Origin of the sequence: Hamadaea flava (genome assembly GCF_024172085.1) — a bacterium.
GTDB classification, from domain to species: Bacteria; Actinomycetota; Actinomycetes; order Mycobacteriales; family Micromonosporaceae; genus Hamadaea; species Hamadaea flava.
Window position 1 is genome coordinate 7,608,013 of record NZ_JAMZDZ010000001.1, and the last position, 16,608, is coordinate 7,624,620.

Genomic DNA, 16,608 nt, shown 5'->3' on the forward strand with positions numbered 1-16,608 from the left:
GCGTGTTCACCGGCATTGTCGAGGAGTTGGGCGAGGTAGTCGAGCTCACCTGGAAGGGCGAAGGCGCACGGCTGGCGATCAAGGGGCCGGTGGTGACCTCCGACGCCGGGCACGGCGACTCGATCGCGGTCAACGGCGTCTGCCTGACCGTCGTGGAGAACCTGGGCGACGTCTTCACCACCGAGGTGATGAAGGAGTCCTTCGACCGCAGCGCGCTCGGCGGCCTGCAGGTCGGCGACCGGGTCAACCTGGAGCGGGCGGTCAAGGTGTCCGACAGGCTCGGCGGGCACATCGTGCAGGGGCACGTCGACGGGGTCGCCACGATCACCGAGCGGGTCCCCGGCGATCTGTGGGAGATCGTCCGGTTCACTCTTCCGGAGGATCTTTCCCGCTATCTCGTGGAGAAGGGCTCGATCACGGTCGACGGAATCTCGCTGACTGTGACCGAGATCTCTGAAGACGCGTTCGCGGTGAGCCTCATTCCCACCACACTGGAAGTGACGACACTGGGCCGTAAGGGCGTCGGTGACCAGGTGAACCTGGAGGTCGACGTGATCGCCAAGTACGTCGAGAAGATGGTGGGCAACGGCGGAGGGAACCGGGCATGACGCTGTCCTCGATCGAGACCGCGATCGCCGAGGTCAAAGCCGGCAAGGCCGTCGTCGTCGTGGACGACGAGGACCGCGAGAACGAAGGCGACCTGATCTTCGCGGCCGAGCTGGCCACGCCCGAGCTGCTCGCCTTCACCGTCCGCTACACCTCCGGCTACATCTGCGCCCCGATCCTGGAGCCCGACGCCGACCGCCTCGACCTGCCGCCGCAGTGGCACACCAACCAGGACCGGCGGGGGACGGCGTACACGGTCACCGTGGATGCCCGGGAAGGCGTGAGCACCGGCATCTCCGCCGCCGACCGCGCCCACACGATCCGGCTGCTCGCCGACCCCGTGACCCGGCCGAGCGACCTGTCCCGTCCCGGGCACGTGGTGCCGCTGCGGGCGAAGTCGGGCGGCGTCCTGCGCCGCCCCGGGCACACCGAGGCCGCCGTGGACCTCGCCACCCTCGCCGGGCTGCGCCCGGCCGGGGTGCTCTGCGAGCTGATCAACGACGACGGCACGATGATGCGACTGCCCGAGCTGACCGCGTTCGCCCAGGAACACGGGCTGGCCATCATCTCCATCGCCGACCTGATCGAGTACCGGCGGCGGACCGAGCGGCTGGTCGAACGGATCGCCGGCGCCCGCCTGCCCACCGAGTACGGCGAGTTCACCGCGGTCGGCTACCGCGCCACCGACGACAACGCCGAGCACATCGCCCTGGTCTTCGGCGAGATCGGCGACGGCGAGGACGTCCTGGTCCGGGTGCACTCCGAGTGCCTGACCGGCGACGTGTTCGCGTCGGTGCGCTGCGACTGCGGACCCCAGCTGCACGCCGCGCTGGAGCGGGTCGCCGAGGAGGGCCGCGGTGTCGTGCTCTACATGCGCGGGCACGAAGGCCGGGGCATCGGGCTGCTGCACAAGCTGCAGGCGTACCAGCTGCAGGACGGCGGCCGGGACACCGTCGACGCCAACCTCGACCTCGGGCTGCCCGCCGACGCCCGCGACTACGGCACCGGCGCGCAGATCCTCTACGACCTCGGCGTACGCACGATGCGCCTGCTCACCAACAACCCGGCCAAGCGCGCCGGGCTGGAAGGCTACGGCCTGTCCATCGTGGGCCGCGAGCCGCTGCCGGTCCGCCCCCACCCGGAGAACCTGCGCTACCTGCAGACCAAGCGGGACCGCATGGGCCATCTGATCGATCTCGAACCGCCGACTGAAGGAGTCGCCTGACATGGCCGGATTCGGCACGCCTGAGGACAGCGCGGTCGACGCGCACGGGCTGACCCTCGGCATCGTCGCCACCCGCTGGAACGGCGAGCTGGTCGACCAGATGCTCGAGCGGGCGCTCGCGGCCGCCAAGGCCAGCGGGGTCAGCGACGTCGAGGTCCACCGGGTCGCCGGTTCGGTGGAGATCCCGGTAGTCGCGCAGGCGCTCGCCGGCCGCAAGGACGCCGTGGTCGCCCTGGGCGTCGTCGTGCGCGGCGACACCCCGCACTTCGACTACGTCTGCCGCTCGGTCACCGACGGACTGACCCGCCTCGCGCTCGACGAGCGCACGCCGATCGGCCAGGGCGTGCTCACGGTCAACACGATCGAGCAGGCGCGCGACCGGGCCGGGCTGCCCGGCTCAGGTGAGGACAAGGGCTGGGCGGCCACTATCGCCGCCCTCGACGCCGCGGTCACGCTGCGGTCACTGTCCTAGATACGTCACTGGTGTCCGCTCCGCCAGGGGCGTTCACTGGAGGCATGCGGGTTCTCGCGGCTTCACTCGGGCTCGCCCTGCTGGCGGGCTGCACAACTCCGGCGCCGGTCCCGTCGGGGTCACCCCCGGCTTCCCACGCGGCTTCCGTGTCGGCCTCGGCCCCGGGGAGCGGCTTGCTTCCCGTCTACTACACGCTTTCCGACCGCGGTACGCCGAAACTGGTGCGCGAGTTCCACCGGTTGGCCGTCGCAGCGGACACGCCCGCTGGGAAGACCACGGCGGCGGTGGCGGAGATGCTGCGCCCCAGCGCGCTGGACCCGGACTACAAGACGCTGTGGCCGGTGGGCGTACGCGTCACGGGCTGCTCGGTCGACGGCGACGTGGTCACGGTGGACCTCACGGGCCTCACCAGCGGCGTGGGCGCGGAGGCGGAAGGTCAGGCCGTCCAGCAGCTCGTCTGGACCGCCACCGCGAACTCCGGGGCGTCTCGCGTACGCATTCGGGTCGACGGCGCCACCGTGGAGACCGTCTTCGGCCACGTCTCCGTCAAAGACCCGGTACGCCGAGCCGAGGCGGTCGACACCCTGCACCTGGTCTGGGTGATCTCCCCGCAGCAGGGCGAGACCGTCGGCCGCGACGTGACCCTGCACCTGGCCGGGATCGTCTTCGAGAACACCCTCAACTACGAGATCCTGCGGGACGGCAAGGTCGTCCAGCACGAGGTCGTCACCCTCGAACCCGGACATCCGGCGATGGGGGAGAAGAAGGTGACGGTGCGGTTGTCGCCGGGCTCCTACGTCGTGCGGGCCTACGAGATCTCGATGGCCGACAGCAGCCGGCAGCACGTCGACAACCACACCTTCACCGTGAGCTAGCGGTGAGCTAGAGGTCGGCGCCGCTCCCGATCGGGATGCGCGAGTACGCCGTCTGGCCCTTCATCTCCATCCACCGGTCGAACCCGGCGAAGCCGATGTCCTCCGAGAACATCCGGTCGTGGATCGGGTGCGCCCGCTTCGGGGCGACCGCCCGGACGAAGTCCAGCGCCTCCCGCAGCTTGAGCCACGGCGCGGAGGCCGGCACGAGCAGCACGCCGACCTCGGCCTCGGGCACGAACAGCGCGTCACCGGGGTGGTAGAGCGCCCCGGACGAGGTCCCGACCAGGTAGCCGACGTTGGCGCAGCCCGGCAGGCCCTCGTAGATCTCGGCGTGCTCGCCACCGACCACGGTGACGTCGAACCCGGCGGCGGTGAAGGTGTCGCCGGTCGCCACGGTGGTCACCGCGTCGCCCATCTTCTCGCGCAGCTCGCCGGCGATCAGCTCGGGCGCGAAGACCCGCACGTCCTGCTGGGCCAGCCGCTCCGCGTCGACGTGATCGTGGTGCTCATGGGTGATGAGGACGTCGGTGACACCCTCGAAGACCGCCGGCTCCGACCACACGCCGGGGTCGATCAGCAACGTCCGGTCGCCGTCGTGCAGGCGTACGCAGGCGTGCGTGAACTTGATCAACTGCATGGTTTCGAGCGTACGCCGTTCTCGCTCCGTGGAACCGGTCACGTCCAGGGTCGTGGGTGTGATCGCGTCGGGCAGAATTGCGGGCGTGAAGACGTTCGAGGAGCTCTTCGAGGAGCTGCGGGCGAAGGTCGCCGCCGGTGACCCCGCGTCGGGCACGGTCAAGGCCGTCCAGGGTGGGGTGCACTCGGTCGGCAAGAAGGTGGTCGAGGAGGCCGCCGAGGCGTGGATGGCCGCTGAGCATGAGGGGCCCGACCGCGCCGCCGAGGAGATCTCGCAGCTGCTCTACCAGGCTCAGGTGCTGATGCTCGCGACCGGGATCGAGCTGAAGGACGTCTACCGACATCTCTAGATCGGGTTTGTCCATCCGTTCCAGACACCGATCTTGAGGAATCTTCAGAATGCTGCGCATCGCCGTGCCCAACAAGGGCACCCTGTCCAAGCCCGCCATCGAGATGCTGCGTGAGGCGGGCTACCGCCAGCGCACCGACGACCGCGACCTCGCCTGCCTCGACACCGACAACGACATCGAGTTCTTCTACCTGCGCCCACGCGACATCGCGACCTACGTCGGCTCCGGCGACCTCGACCTGGGCATCACCGGCCAGGACCTGCTCGTCGACGGCGGCACCCCGGTCGAGCAGCTGCTGGAGCTGGGCTTCGCCGGGGCCACCTTCCGATTCGCCGCCCCGCAGGGCACCGTCGCCGACCTCGGCTCGCTCGACGGCAAGCGCATCGCCACGGCGTACCCGGGGCTGGTCGAGCGCTATCTGGAGGAGCGCGACATCAAGGCGCGCGTCGTCGAGCTGGATGGCGCGGTGGAGAACGCCGTACGCCTCGGCGTCGCCGACCTGATCGCCGACGTCGTCGCGACCGGGGCCACGCTCCGGCAGGCCGGCCTCGTCCCGATCGGCGACCCGATCATGGTCTCCGAGGCGGCGCTGATCCACCGGACCGGCGACGACCCCGCCCAGCCGCAGGTCGCCCAGCTGCTGCGGCGACTGCAGGGCGTCCTGGTCGCCCGGCGCTACGTCATGCTCGCCTACGACTGCCGGGCCGACCGGCTCGACGAGGCGGTCGCGCTGACCCCGGGCATCGAGTCGCCGACGGTCTCCCCGTTGCACCGCGAGGGCTGGGTCGCCGTGCAGGCGATGGTCCAGCGGGCCGGGATGCACCGGATCATGGACGAGCTGTACGACATCGGCGCCCGGGCCATCCTGGTCACCGACATCCACGCCTGCCGCCTCTAGCCATACGCGTTCGCCAGCCCGTTGATCATGCCCGAATGGGATCGATCATGGACTGGCGAACGCGACACGCCGGTTGATCACGAGCGAAAGTTCATGATCGCGCAGTCAGCACGGCGGTGAACCGGTGCGCCGAGCCGGGCGCGATGGTGGGGTGGCAGGATGGACGCCGTGGCAGCAGCGGAGACGGTGATGATCGACGTCCGGCCCAAGCGCGTACGTGTGGTGGCGTGGGTCGCGGCGGTCGCGATCCTGGCGGTGTTCGCCGCGGTGGCGACTGCGCTGACCGGCTCGATCGGCGAGGGCAACGCGGTGTTCCGCCCGGGTGACCAGGCCGCCATGATCGGCCTCGGGGTCTGCGGCGCGCTGGCCGCGCTCGCCTTCGGCCGTCCCCGGGTCTGGGGCACCGAGCGGGGCATCCGCGTCCGCAATGTGTTCGCGACCTATGAGCTGCCGTGGAACGTCGTCCGGGCGATCCGGTTCGACCACGGCCACCCGTGGGCGCAGCTGGAGCTGCAAGACGACGACACGGTGTCGGTCCTGGCCATCCAGGCGGTCGACAAGGAGCACGCCCTCGTCGCCGTACGCGGCCTCCGGAGCCTCCACGCGGCGCACGCCACCGCACCGGCTAGTACGCCCGATTCGCGGTCCTGAACCCTGCCTGGTAAAGTTGCTGCGTCGACCTTGCCGACGCTCACATCACCCTCGGGTGGTGCGGGTAGCTCAGCCGCCGAGTGGCGGCGGGGCAGTCGGCCACAAAGCGGAGCGCCTGCTCCCACCCGGTCACCTTGAGTGAATCGGGTCCGGTCACCGGCCTCGGGCCGCCGTCCGCACGACGGTAGCCGCCGAAGGTCCGGGTCGTACGCCTGACAGCGTGCGTGGACCGGTCGAGCGGGCCCTGGCATGCGCCGGGGCCTTCTGCTTTGGGCCACCGGGACACGGCGCGAGCCCGCTCGGTGGCGCACAAAGACACGGTCCACGCCTTCGCACCCGCGAGGGAGCGGACGCCGAAGGTCGGCACGGACACTAGTTTGGAGGAGGCCACATCAGCGTCGAGCCACGCGTCAACGATCAGATCAGGGCACGTGAGGTCCGTCTGGTCGGCCCTGAGGGTGAGCAGGTCGGCATCGTTCCGATCGAGCGCGCCCTGCAGTTGGCCGCCGACGTCGATCTGGATCTGGTCGAGGTCGCGCCGATGGCCCGCCCGCCCGTCTGCAAGCTCATGGACTTCGGCAAGTTCAAGTACGAGAGCGCGCTCAAGGCGAGGGAAGCCCGGCGTAACCAGCAGCAGACCATCATCAAGGAGATGAAGCTGCGTCCGAAGATCGACCAGCACGACTACGAGACCAAGAAAGGTCACGTCGTGCGCTTCCTCAAGGCCGGGGACAAGGTCAAGGTGACCATCATGTTCCGCGGCCGGGAGCAGAGCCGCCCGGAGCTGGGCTACCGCCTCCTGCGCCGGCTCGAGGAAGAGGTCTCGGAACTGGGCTTCGTCGAGGCCGCCCCGAAGCAGGACGGCCGAAACATGATCATGGTGCTCGCACCGAACCGTGCGACCAAGGCCATTGTCCGCGGCGCGAAGTCCGACGAGGACGCGCCGGCCGAGGCCGACGAAGCAGTACAGCCGGCCGCCGAGGGCTGACCAGCCCGATGGCGGGCCGCCAGAGCACCGTACATAGCTATATCAGGGGAGATACTTCGCAATGCCGAAGATGAAGAGCCACACCGGCATGGGCAAGCGGGTCAAGGTGACCGGCACCGGCAAGATCATGCGTCAGCAGACCGGCCTGCGCCACCGCCTCGAGGTGAAGGCGTCCAAGGAGACGCGCAGCCTCAGCGGGACCGTCGAGGTCGCCAAGAACGACCTGCCCCGCGTCAAGAAGATGCTCGGCCGCTGACGCGCGCCACGACGAACTGAAGGAGTAGATCGACATGGCACGCGTCAAGCGGGCGGTCAACGCCCAGAAGAAGCGCCGTACCCTGCTGGAGGCCGCGAGCGGCTACCGCGGCCAGCGCTCCCGGCTCTACCGCAAGGCCAAGGAGCAGGTACTGCACTCGATGCAGTACGCGTACCGCGACCGTCGTGACCGCAAGGGCGACTTCCGCCAGCTGTGGATCACCCGGATCAACGCGGCCGCCCGCGCCAACGGGATGACCTACAACCGCCTCATCCAGGGCCTCAAGCTCGCTGAGGTGGAGGTCGACCGCAAGATCCTGGCCGACCTCGCCGTGCACGACGAGGCCGCGTTCGCCGCCATCGTCGATGTCGCGCGCAAGGCCGTCGCGGCACAGGCTCAGGCCTGAGCGACACCATGACGACGGGGGGTGCGCCGTTCACTCGGCGTACCCCCCGCGTCGTGTCCGCGGTCAAGCTTCAGCGCCGCAAGGACCGCGAGGCCCAGGGCGCCTTCCTCGCCGAGGGGCCGCAAGCGGTCGCCTCGGCTCTTTCCTCCGGAGTGGTACGGGAGATCTTCGCGACCGTCGATCGCATCGCGGATTACCCGGGCGCGTCCCTCGTGGCCGATGACGCCATGGCCGCCCTGTCGGAGACCGTTCAGCCGCAAGGCGTCGTCGCCGTCTGCGACCTCCTCGACGTCCCGCTGGCCGACGCGCTCGCCAAGGAACCCCGCCTCGTCGCGGTGGTGCTGGAGATCCGTGATCCCGGCAACGCCGGGACGATCCTGCGTACAGCGGACGCGGCGGGCGCGCGGACAGTGATCTTCGCCGGTGACGCCGTCGACCCGTACAACGGCAAATGCGTACGCGCCAGCGCGGGCAGTCTGTTCCATGTGGACGTCGTGCGGGAACGCGACTGGTCGGCGCTGTTCTCCCAGCTGCGTGCGGCCGGTCTGCAGACGCTGGCCACGAGCGGGTACGCCGCTCGCGACCTCGACGACCTCGCCGACACCGGTCGCCTCGCCGGGCGTACCGCCTGGATCTTCGGATCGGAGGCCCACGGACTGCCGGACGCCGCGTTGAGCGAGTCCGACGAGGCTGTGCGAGTGCCGATCTACGGCGGCGCGGAAAGCCTGAACCTGGCAGCCGCCGCCGCGGTGTGCCTGTACGCCTCCGCGCGCGCTCAGCGCTCATGATGGTGGGATGGCACCCCTCGCCGGTTTCGGTACCGCGGTCATCCTGTTGATCATCGGCCTCGGCTTGTTGTTCGCCCGACACGTGTTCCGGCTCTACACCGGGCTGGCCGTGCTCGTGATCGCGCTCGTCGCGGGCGCGCTCGCCGGGGTATCCGCGCAGCAGGCGGTGATCGCGGCCGCGCTGCTCGTCGGGGCGATCCTGATCGCGGGCGTCGGCGCGGTCGCCTCCGTCGCCCTCCTGGCCCGCCGCCCCTAACCCCCACCCTCCCACCACCCCGCTCGCCGCTCGCCGCTCGCCGCTCGCCGCGCGGCCCCCGTCGCTTTCCGCGCGATCATGAACTAACGGTCGTGATCGACCGGTGTGTCGTGTCCCCGGCACCCTGATCGTTCCCGCAACCCCCTGATCGACTGCGGGACGACGGCGGATGAGCGCCGAATCCGGCCGACGGGTATCATGACGGCGTGCGCATGACGACCTCCTTTAGCCAGCCCGCTGGTTGCGGGCGGCTGGGCTGAGCGCACCTTCCTCCTCCAGCGAGCACCGGCGGGCGGCGACCGAGTCGCGAGTCCCTAAACTGTTCGGGTTGCCGCATCTGGAGATCTGATGACTTACCGCTCTGACCCGTACGACCCCAAGCAGGTCGCGTTGCTCGATTCCGACGCGTTGGACGCCGCCGTGGCCGAGGCGGGCCGGGCGTTCGCGGACGCCGCCGACCTCGACGCCCTGGCCGCGCTGAAGTCTGTCCACCTGGGCGACCGTGCCCCGGTTTCGTTGGCCCGCCGGGAGATCGGCGCGCTGCCCCCGGCCGCGAAGGCGTCGGCCGGGCAGCGGGTGAACGCGGCCCGCACCGCCGTTCAGGCCGCCTTCGACGCGCGCCAGGAAGTGCTCACCGCCGAGCAGGCCGAGCGCGTGCTGCGGGAGGAACGCGTCGACGTGACGCTGCCCGCCGACCGGCGTCCCCGGGGCGCCCGGCATCCGCTGACCACGCTGATGGAGCGGGTCGGCGACATGTTCGTCGGGATGGGCTACGAGATCGCCGAAGGACCTGAGGTCGAGTTGGAGTGGGCGAACTTCGACGCCCTCAACATCCCGGCCGACCACCCCGCCCGGGGCCTGATGGACACGTTCTGGGTGCAGGGCGCGGGCGAGGCCACCGAGTCCGGCCTGGTGCTGCGTACGCACACCTCGCCGGTGCAGGCCCGCACGATGCTGTCGCGCAAGCCGCCGATCTACGTCGTCGTGCCCGGCCGGGTCTACCGCACCGACGAACTGGACGCGACGCATTCGCCGGTGTTCCACCAGGTCGAGGGCCTGGTCGTGGACAAGGGCATCACCATGGCTCACCTGAAGGGGACGCTGGACCATTTCGCGCGGGCCATGTTCGGTCCCGACGCGCGGACGCGCTGGCGGCCGCACTACTTCCCGTTCACCGAGCCGTCGGCCGAGTTCGACGTGTGGTTCGCCGAGCACCGCGACGGCCCGCAGTGGGTCGAGTGGGGCGGCTGCGGCATGGTCAACCCGAACGTGCTGCGGGCCTGCGGGATCGATCCCGACGTCTACTCCGGTTTCGCGTTCGGCATGGGGATCGACCGTACGCTGATGTTCCGCAACGGGGTGTCCGACATGCGGGATATGTTCGAAGGCGATGTGCGGTTCACCCGCGCGTTCGGCATGGAGGTGCACTGAGATGCGGGTGGGTCTGTCCTGGCTGCGAGAGTTCGTGGCGCTGCCCGAGTCGGTGACCGCCGCCGAGCTGGACGCCGCGCTGAACGACCTCGGCATCGAGGTCGAGGAGATCGTCGACCAGCGCGAGACCGTGCGCGGCTCGCTGGTGGTCGGCCGGGTGCTGACCGTCGAGGAGCTGACCGGCTTCAAGAAGCCGATCCGCTTCTGCACTGTGGACGTCGGCGCCGCCAACGGAACCGGCGAACCGCAGGAGATCGTCTGCGGCGCGACCAACTTCGTCGCCGGTGACCAGGTCGTCGTGATCCTGCCCGGCGGGGAGCTGCCGGGCGGCTTCCAGATCGGCGCACGCAAGACGTACGGGCACATGTCGGCCGGCATGATCTGCTCGGCTCGGGAGCTGGGCATCAGCGACGAGCACGACGGGATCATCGTGCTGCCCGCCGAACTCGCGGTCGCGCCCGGTGACGACGCGCGCCCGATCGTCGGCCTCGACGACATGCTGATCGACGTCACCCCGACGCCCGACCGCGGCTACCAGATGTCCGTCCGGGGGCTGGCTCGCGAGCTGGCGCACTCGTTCGGCGTACCGTTCACCGATCCCGGTCTGGCCGCCGCGCCCGGTGCGACGAGCGGCGACGCCTGGGACATCGTGATCGACGACCCGGCCGGCTGCGACCGGTTCGCGGCTCGGCTCGTGCGCGGTGTCGACCCGGCCGCCGCGACGCCGGACTTCATGGCGCGCCGGTTGACGGCGGCCGGCGTACGCGTCCTCGGGTTGCCGATCGACATCACGAACTATGTGATGCTGGAACTCGGTCAGCCGATGCACGCCTTCGACGCCGACCGCGTCCAGGGCGCCCTGGTGGTCCGCCGGGCGGCCGAGGGCGAGAAGCTGACCACGTTGGACGGTGTCACTCGCGTACTCGCCGCTGAGGACATGGTCATCTGCGACGACAGCGGCCCGATCTCGCTCGCCGCCGTGATGGGCGGGCAGACCAGCGAGGTCGCGCCCGAGACGACGAGTGTCCTGTTCGAGGCGGCGCATTGGGACCCGGTGATGGTCGGCCGGACGGCGCGGCGGCACAAGCTGTTCAGCGAGGCGGCCAAGCGCTGGGAGCGCGGCGTCGACCGCGAGCTGTGCCTGGTCGGCGTCGAACGGGCGGTGAACCTGCTCCTCGAGTACGGCGGCGGCAAGGCCGGGGACGAGATCACCGACGCGAACTACCCGCCGGAGTCGTTCTCGCTGAGCTTGGACCCCGGTCTGCCGACCCGGCTGATCGGCGTGAACTACAGCCCCGAGCGGGTGGCCGAGGTGCTGACCGAGGTCGGCTGCCACGTGGCGATCGGCGACGACTTCCTGGTCACCCCGCCGAGTTGGCGGCCCGACCTGCTGCAGCCCGCCGACCTGGTCGAGGAGGTCGTCCGCCTGGACGGCCTGGACAAGGTGCCGAGCGTGCTGCCGATCGCCCCGCCGGGCAACGGCCTGACCCCGCAGCAGCGCCGTCGCCGTTCGATCGGCCGGGCGTTGGCCGAGCAGGGCTACGTCGAGGCGATCTGCAACCCGTTCGTGTCGGCCGCCGCGCTGACCTCGCTCGGGCTGCCGACCGACGCCGTACGCCTGGCGAATCCGCTGTCGGACGAGGAACCGCTGCTGCGTACCTCGCTGCTTCCGCCGCTGCTGACGACGCTCAAGCGCAACCTCGGCCGGGGGCAGCGTGATGTCGCGCTGTTCGAGCTGGGCCTGGTCTTCCGGGCCGCCGCCCGGCAGGGTGTGCCGCCGGTGCTGACCATCGCCAGCCGTCCGTCCGAGGAGGAATGGCAGGCGGCTCAGGAGTTCGTGCCGCACCAGCCGTACCACGTCGCGGTGGTGCTCGCCGGTTCTCCGCTGGAGCCCGCCGGCTGGTGGGGCGCCGGTCGCGCCGCCGACTGGTCCGACGCGATCCAGGCCGCGCGCGACACCCTCGCCGCGGCGGGCCTCGACGCCGCGCGGGTCTCGGTGGCCGCGGCGGAGCAGGCTCCGTGGCATCCCGGTCGCTGCGCGGCGATCAAGGTCGACGGCGAGATCATCGGGTACGCCGGTGAGCTGCACCCGGCCGTCTGCGCCGAGCAGGACCTCCCGAAGCGGACCTGTGCCATGGAGCTGGACCTGGATCTCGTGCCGTTGCCGGGGGTCACCCCGCCGCCGGTGCTGTCCAACTTCCCGCCCGCGCTGATCGACGTCGCGCTCGTGCTGCCGCAGGAGGTTCCGGCGGCTGACGTCGAGGCGGCGCTGCGCGAGGGGGCCGGTCCGCTGCTGGAGTCGGTCAGGCTGTTCGACGTGTACACCGGTCAGGGCATCGACCCGGGGCAGAAGTCGCTGGCGTACAAGCTGGTCTTCCGGGCCCAGGATCGTACGCTCACCGGCGAGGAGGCGGTCGCCGCCCGTGACGCGGCGGTCGCGACCACCGCTTCGCGATTCGGCGCCGTGCTCCGCGGCGCCTGACGGTTGTCGAGCGGCAGATCACGGATATGCAGGCTTCGGAGACCCGAAATGGCCTGCGTATCCGTGATCTGCCGGTAACGCTGTACAGCGGGGAACGGGATTGATCGCCGTGGCACGGGACGAGAAGCGCAAGGTCATCGCGGTCAATCGCAAGGCGCGGCACGACTACGAGATCCTCAAGACCTACGAGGCCGGTCTCGTGCTGCGTGGGACCGAGGTGAAGTCGCTGCGGGACGGCCGGGTGTCGCTCGTCGACGCGTTCGCCCAGGAGACCGACGGCGAACTGCTCCTACATGGTCTCCACATCGCCGAGTACGCCTTGGGCACCTGGACGAACCACACCCCGCGCCGGATCCGCAAGCTCCTGCTGCACCGGGTGGAGATCGAGAAGATCCTGCTGAAGCTGCGCGACCCCGGCGTCACATTGATCCCGCTGTCGATGTACTTCGCCAACGGCTGGGCCAAGGTCGAGCTGGGGCTGGCGCGCGGGCGGAAGGCGTACGACAAGCGGCAGGTGCTGGCCGAACGGGACGCCAATCGCGAGATCGCCCGGGAGTTCGGCCGTCACCTCAAGGGGCGACCCCGGTAGCCCAGCTCCGTTACAGTGTGGACGGTGCGGATCGAGGAGCATCTGACGACCGTCCCGGACGACGTGGACGTGGTGCTCGACTTGTCCAATGTGGTCCGCGAGCGCGGCCTGTGCAGTGCTCGCCCGGCCGATCTGCGACGGCTCTTCGCCCTGATCGACGGACTGAAGACGTATCTCGCCGACGGCACCGTGCAGGTCTCCGTGGTGACCGACTGGTCGCTTGAGCGCCGGTCCGATCTGCTCTCCACGAGCGAGCGCCGGGCGCTGCGCCGGTGGATCGACGGCGGCCTGATCGAGGCTCGGGACGGCGCCGACGACCGGGTGCTGGAGATCGCCGACGTGACCGGGGCGAAGGTCGTCAGCCACGACAACTTCAAGGGCCGGCACCGCGACTTCCCGTGGATTCCGGGCAGCGCCGACCGTTTCCTGCGGATGCGGCCTGACGGCGACGGCATACGCGTCGAAGCGCGCGACATCCCGATCTACCCCGAGCACCAGCTGTCGAGCGCTGAGGAGCACGACCTGCTGCGGGCGGCCGGGCTCTACGACCGGGAACGCCGTCTGCGCCGGGAACCCCTGACCCGAGGCTGGCGGTGCCCGGTGCCGGACTGCCCGCTGTTCGGCGAGGGGCGCGACGGCGGCCAGCCGCTGCCGGCGTACCGGGACGGGCGGGTGTGCTGCCCGAGCCATCGGCGGCCGATGAGCGACCTCGGCCGGCTTCTTCGCCCGATCCAGCTCAAGGTCTCGGTCAACCGCACGGTCGTCGACCGCTTCCTGGTGACGCCGGGCGAGCCGGTGACGGTCGGCCGGGAACTGCTGCGCCGGGTGCCGCCGCAGTACGGGGACTTGATCAGCCGCCGGCACGCTGAGCTCGCCTGGGACGGTCAGGTGCTCACCGTCACCGATCTGAACAGCCGAAACGGCGTACGCGTCAAGGGCCGCCGGCTGACGCCGGGCCGTCCGGAGCGCTGGGATCTCCGCGACGCCGTGGCGCTGCACGAGAAGGTGAAGCTCGTGGTGAGCGGACGGCACTTCGTCTTCGACGATGCCCCTACGTCCGAGGACGCCAAGGCAACCGGCGACAGCGCGGCCGCCGACGCTCCCAGCGTCGCGTTCGACGCCGAGACCCGAGTGCACCGGGGGCGGCGGTGACCCTCCTGGACCATCGGTACCGCCTCGGCGAACGGCTGGGCGTGGGCGGTTTCGGCGAGGTCTTCCTCGCCCAGGACGTCAAGATGAACCGGGACGTCGCGGTCAAGATGCTCAGGGACGAGGCGGACCCGGCCGACCTCGCCCGGCTGCTGCGCGAGGCCAAGGTGCTCGCCGGGATCCGGCACCCCAACATCGTCTACATCCTCGACGTCGGCGCGAACTACCTCGTCATGGAGCGGCTCACCGGCCCGGACCTGCTGACTCTCGCGAAGGCGCGGTTGCCGTTCGCGGTGGAGGAGGCGGCCAGCTACGGCGTGGTGCTGGCGGGCGCCCTCACGGTGTTGCACGAGCGGGCGGAGCCGATCGTGCACCGCGACGTCAAACCGCACAACATCATGCTCGACGGCGCTCCGGGCAGCCAGCAGGTGAAGCTGGTCGACTTCGGGCTCGCCACCACCCCGCAGCTTCCCCAGGTCACCGAGTCGGGGCAGTTGGTGGGCACGCTCGCGTACATGGCGCCCGAGCAGCTGGCCCGGCACCGGGCCGGTCCGCCGGCTGACGTCTACTCCCTCGGAGTCACGCTCTACCTGCTCCTGAGCGGGTCGATGCCGTCGGATCCGCTGGCGCAGCCGCCGGTGCCGCCCCGGCCCTTGCTGCGGTTGCGACCGGAACTACCGCCCGCACTGGCCGGCATCGTGCACCGCATGCTCGCCGTCGATCCCGCCGAGCGACCGCGGGCGGCGGAGGTTCGCGAGGGACTGGCCGCGCTCGGTGGGGCCCAGGCAGCGGCCGAGGCGGTCGCCTCGCGGCTGGCCGGTCAGTTCACCGACGTACAGGCCCTGTTCGGCGCGGGTCGAGCGAAACGCGCGGCCTTCGCGCTGGTCCGGCTCCTGGCGCGAGCCGAGGCCGAGTTGGGCCCGGATCATTCACTGGTACGCCGAATGCACGACTACGCCCTCACGCGTACTCCGTAGTGGCCCACACGGTCGCGGTCGCGCTGTCGCCGAAGGTGAAGCCGCCAGTGATCTTGGTGATGGTGGCGACGCCGAGCAGGCCCTTCTCCGTGCGGAAGCACAGGGTGGAGCCCTTGGTGACCTCCACCCGGTCGGTTCCCACGGTCGAGATGAGCTCGTTGCACTTGTGCGGGCTCGCCGTGGCGCCCGCCGGCAGGATCGCGACGCTGGTGTGGTTGCCGCCGTCGATGCCGTCGATGGTGGACTCGGTGTCGTTGGTGAGACCCAGCTGCAGGTCGATACGGCCGCTGCTGGGATCGACGACCGGCGGCGTGGTGTCGAGGTCGATGCCGTCGCCGTTGATCCGGATGGGGCCGGTCCAGCGCACTTCGTCGCTCCCCGCCGACGCCGAAGCCGACGCTGACGCCGACGGCGCGGCCGAGGACGGCGTGCCGGCCCCGGTGGTGGCGGTGACCTGGACGGCGGCTGTCGGGGCGGTGGAGACGCTCGCGCTCGGACCCACTCCCGACCCGGAGTCCGCCGCGGGGTTCGCTGCGGAGCCGGCACCGAGCTTCACCCCGACGAGCACGGCCGCCGCGAGCACCACTGCCGCGACGCCCGCTCCTACCAGCCGGCGCCGTCTGGCGGAGCGCTGTGGCAGCACGGCGGTCGGACCGATCGGCGGAACCGGCTGGGCCGCTATCCGCGCCAGTTCGGTCGCCCGGGCCGCGATGTCCGTGGTGATCGCCGGGGGCAGCCAGCCCTCGCCGAGCCGGGGCGTGCCGCCGCAGGCAGCGATTATCTCGGCCGTGTCGGGACGGTTGCCGGGGTCGACCGCCAGGCATCGTTCGACCAGATCGCGAAGTTCGGCCGGGCAGCCCGTCAGGTCGGCTTCGCCACGGGTGATCCGCACCAGCTGATGGGCGAACGTCCCGTCCCCGTACGCCGAGCGCCCGGTCGCGGCGAAGTAGGCGATGCCGCCGAGGGCGAAGACGTCGGATGCGGGGGTGGCGGGCTGGCCGAGCGCCACCTCCGGTGCCATGGAGCCGGGCGTGCCGAGCGGCGTACGCGAGACGAAGGTCTGGCTGACGTCGGTGGCCCGGGCGATGCCGAAATCGATGACCTTCGGGCCGTCGGCGGCGAGCACGACGTTGCCGGGGGAGAGGTCCCGGTGGACGATGCCGTACGAGTGGATGGCCTGCAACGCCGTGGCGACCGCGGCGACCAGTCCCTGTACGGTCGGCAGCGGCAGGGGCCCGGCGGCGCGTACCGCGTCGAGCAGCGTCGGCCCCGTCACGTAAGCCGTCGCCAGCCAGGGGATCGGGGCGTCCGCACTGGAGTCGACGAGCGGTGCGATGTAGGGCCCGGCGACTCGCCGCGCCGCGTCGGCCTCCTGGGCGAACCTGATGCGGAAGGCCTGGTCGTCGGCGTACTCGCGGCGTACCACCTTGATCGCCAGCGCTTGCCGGCCGCCCGGGAGGAAGGCGAGGTAGACCTCGCCCATGCCGCCCATGCCGAGGCGAGCACGCAGGCGGTATCCGCCGATCTCCTGCGGATCCTGATTGCTCAATGTGGACACCACGAGGGCAGCTTA

The 16,608-nt window shown here is 70.7% G+C and carries 19 protein-coding genes; 17 read left to right on the top strand and 2 right to left on the bottom strand.

Features of this window, described 5'->3' with window-relative positions; genetic code table 11:
* Window positions 1-2 precede the first annotated feature (2 nt).
* The 4 genes from HDA40_RS35555 to HDA40_RS35570 are packed head-to-tail and all read left to right on the top strand — an operon-like array spanning window position 3 to window position 3,178.
* Window positions 3-608 carry a riboflavin synthase gene (locus HDA40_RS35555; protein WP_253762256.1) on the top strand — a complete coding sequence of 202 codons (606 nt, stop codon included), beginning with the start codon at window positions 3-5 and terminating at the stop codon, window positions 606-608.
* On the top strand, window positions 605-1,831 hold the full coding sequence (locus tag HDA40_RS35560) for a bifunctional 3,4-dihydroxy-2-butanone-4-phosphate synthase/GTP cyclohydrolase II (protein ID WP_253762257.1): 1,227 nt from the start codon (window positions 605-607) through the stop codon (window positions 1,829-1,831). The genes HDA40_RS35555 and HDA40_RS35560 overlap by 4 nt, the downstream gene beginning before the upstream one ends.
* A gap of 1 nt (window position 1,832) precedes the next feature.
* On the top strand, window positions 1,833-2,303 hold the full coding sequence (ribH, locus tag HDA40_RS35565; RefSeq protein ID WP_253762258.1) for a 6,7-dimethyl-8-ribityllumazine synthase: 471 nt from the start codon (window positions 1,833-1,835) through the stop codon (window positions 2,301-2,303).
* Window positions 2,304-2,347: 44 nt separating this feature from the next.
* The gene (locus HDA40_RS35570; RefSeq protein WP_253762259.1) at window positions 2,348-3,178 is read left to right on the top strand and encodes a GerMN domain-containing protein; all 831 of its coding nucleotides are present in this window, start codon (window positions 2,348-2,350) and stop codon (window positions 3,176-3,178) included.
* Window positions 3,179-3,185: 7 nt separating this feature from the next.
* Here the strand turns inward: HDA40_RS35570 and HDA40_RS35575 are convergent, their stop codons facing one another.
* Window positions 3,186-3,815 carry an MBL fold metallo-hydrolase gene (locus HDA40_RS35575; protein WP_253762260.1) on the bottom strand — a complete coding sequence of 210 codons (630 nt, stop codon included), beginning with the start codon at window positions 3,813-3,815 and terminating at the stop codon, window positions 3,186-3,188.
* 85 nt (window positions 3,816-3,900) lie between these two features.
* Between HDA40_RS35575 and HDA40_RS35580 the strand changes: the two genes are divergently transcribed.
* The 13 genes from HDA40_RS35580 to HDA40_RS35640 all read left to right on the top strand — a co-directional run bounded on the left by HDA40_RS35580 (window position 3,901) and on the right by HDA40_RS35640 (window position 15,035).
* Entirely contained in the window at window positions 3,901-4,164 is a 264-nt protein-coding gene (locus HDA40_RS35580) for a phosphoribosyl-ATP diphosphatase (protein WP_253762261.1), read from the top strand.
* A gap of 49 nt (window positions 4,165-4,213) precedes the next feature.
* The gene (gene hisG, locus HDA40_RS35585) at window positions 4,214-5,062 is read left to right on the top strand and encodes an ATP phosphoribosyltransferase (protein ID WP_253762262.1); all 849 of its coding nucleotides are present in this window, start codon (window positions 4,214-4,216) and stop codon (window positions 5,060-5,062) included.
* A 189-nt stretch (window positions 5,063-5,251) separates the two neighbouring features.
* Entirely contained in the window at window positions 5,252-5,713 is a 462-nt protein-coding gene (locus HDA40_RS35590) for a PH domain-containing protein (protein WP_253763930.1), read from the top strand.
* Window positions 5,714-6,104: 391 nt separating this feature from the next.
* Entirely contained in the window at window positions 6,105-6,701 is a 597-nt protein-coding gene (gene infC, locus HDA40_RS35595) for a translation initiation factor IF-3 (RefSeq protein ID WP_308197843.1), read from the top strand.
* 61 nt (window positions 6,702-6,762) lie between these two features.
* Window positions 6,763-6,957: a 50S ribosomal protein L35 gene (gene rpmI, locus HDA40_RS35600; protein ID WP_253762263.1), complete on the top strand. Its 195-nt coding sequence runs from the start codon at window positions 6,763-6,765 to the stop codon at window positions 6,955-6,957.
* Between the two features lie 34 nt (window positions 6,958-6,991).
* Window positions 6,992-7,363: a 50S ribosomal protein L20 gene (rplT, locus tag HDA40_RS35605; protein ID WP_253762264.1), complete on the top strand. Its 372-nt coding sequence runs from the start codon at window positions 6,992-6,994 to the stop codon at window positions 7,361-7,363.
* Between the two features lie 8 nt (window positions 7,364-7,371).
* On the top strand, window positions 7,372-8,151 hold the full coding sequence (locus HDA40_RS35610; protein ID WP_253762265.1) for a TrmH family RNA methyltransferase: 780 nt from the start codon (window positions 7,372-7,374) through the stop codon (window positions 8,149-8,151).
* Window positions 8,152-8,158: 7 nt separating this feature from the next.
* Window positions 8,159-8,407 carry a hypothetical protein gene (locus HDA40_RS35615; protein WP_253762266.1) on the top strand — a complete coding sequence of 83 codons (249 nt, stop codon included), beginning with the start codon at window positions 8,159-8,161 and terminating at the stop codon, window positions 8,405-8,407.
* Window positions 8,408-8,755: 348 nt separating this feature from the next.
* The gene (gene pheS, locus HDA40_RS35620) at window positions 8,756-9,838 is read left to right on the top strand and encodes a phenylalanine--tRNA ligase subunit alpha (RefSeq protein WP_253762267.1); all 1,083 of its coding nucleotides are present in this window, start codon (window positions 8,756-8,758) and stop codon (window positions 9,836-9,838) included.
* Between the two features lies 1 nt (window position 9,839).
* Complete coding sequence (pheT, locus tag HDA40_RS35625) at window positions 9,840-12,320, top strand: phenylalanine--tRNA ligase subunit beta (RefSeq protein ID WP_253762268.1); 2,481 nt, start codon at window positions 9,840-9,842, stop codon at window positions 12,318-12,320.
* A gap of 109 nt (window positions 12,321-12,429) precedes the next feature.
* Complete coding sequence (gene smpB / locus HDA40_RS35630) at window positions 12,430-12,909, top strand: SsrA-binding protein SmpB (protein ID WP_253762269.1); 480 nt, start codon at window positions 12,430-12,432, stop codon at window positions 12,907-12,909.
* Window positions 12,910-12,933: 24 nt separating this feature from the next.
* The gene (locus tag HDA40_RS42340) at window positions 12,934-14,061 is read left to right on the top strand and encodes an FHA domain-containing protein (protein WP_253762270.1); all 1,128 of its coding nucleotides are present in this window, start codon (window positions 12,934-12,936) and stop codon (window positions 14,059-14,061) included.
* Window positions 14,058-15,035, top strand: a complete 978-nt coding sequence (locus HDA40_RS35640; protein ID WP_253762271.1) for a serine/threonine-protein kinase — start codon at window positions 14,058-14,060, stop codon at window positions 15,033-15,035. The genes HDA40_RS42340 and HDA40_RS35640 overlap by 4 nt, the downstream gene beginning before the upstream one ends.
* Here HDA40_RS35640 and HDA40_RS35645 read toward each other — a convergent pair.
* A complete protein-coding gene (locus HDA40_RS35645; RefSeq protein WP_253762272.1) occupies window positions 15,019-16,596 on the bottom strand; it encodes a serine/threonine-protein kinase in 1,578 nt (525 codons plus the stop codon). The two genes, HDA40_RS35640 and HDA40_RS35645, sit on opposite strands and share 17 nt — an antisense overlap.
* Window positions 16,597-16,608: the final 12 nt, after the last annotated feature.

Coding starts and splice junctions, on each gene's coding strand:
- HDA40_RS35560 (WP_253762257.1), top strand. CDS start 605: ATGACGCTGTCCTCGATCGAGACCGCGATCGCCGAGGTCAAAGCCGGC.
- rplT (WP_253762264.1), top strand. CDS start 6,992: ATGGCACGCGTCAAGCGGGCGGTCAACGCCCAGAAGAAGCGCCGTACC.
- ribH (WP_253762258.1), top strand. CDS start 1,833: ATGGCCGGATTCGGCACGCCTGAGGACAGCGCGGTCGACGCGCACGGG.
- HDA40_RS35615 (WP_253762266.1), top strand. CDS start 8,159: ATGGCACCCCTCGCCGGTTTCGGTACCGCGGTCATCCTGTTGATCATC.
- HDA40_RS35610 (WP_253762265.1), top strand. CDS start 7,372: ATGACGACGGGGGGTGCGCCGTTCACTCGGCGTACCCCCCGCGTCGTG.
- HDA40_RS35575 (WP_253762260.1), bottom strand. CDS start 3,815: ATGCAGTTGATCAAGTTCACGCACGCCTGCGTACGCCTGCACGACGGC.
- hisG (WP_253762262.1), top strand. CDS start 4,214: ATGCTGCGCATCGCCGTGCCCAACAAGGGCACCCTGTCCAAGCCCGCC.
- pheT (WP_253762268.1), top strand. CDS start 9,840: ATGCGGGTGGGTCTGTCCTGGCTGCGAGAGTTCGTGGCGCTGCCCGAG.
- rpmI (WP_253762263.1), top strand. CDS start 6,763: ATGCCGAAGATGAAGAGCCACACCGGCATGGGCAAGCGGGTCAAGGTG.
- HDA40_RS35590 (WP_253763930.1), top strand. CDS start 5,252: ATGATCGACGTCCGGCCCAAGCGCGTACGTGTGGTGGCGTGGGTCGCG.
- pheS (WP_253762267.1), top strand. CDS start 8,756: ATGACTTACCGCTCTGACCCGTACGACCCCAAGCAGGTCGCGTTGCTC.
- HDA40_RS35570 (WP_253762259.1), top strand. CDS start 2,348: ATGCGGGTTCTCGCGGCTTCACTCGGGCTCGCCCTGCTGGCGGGCTGC.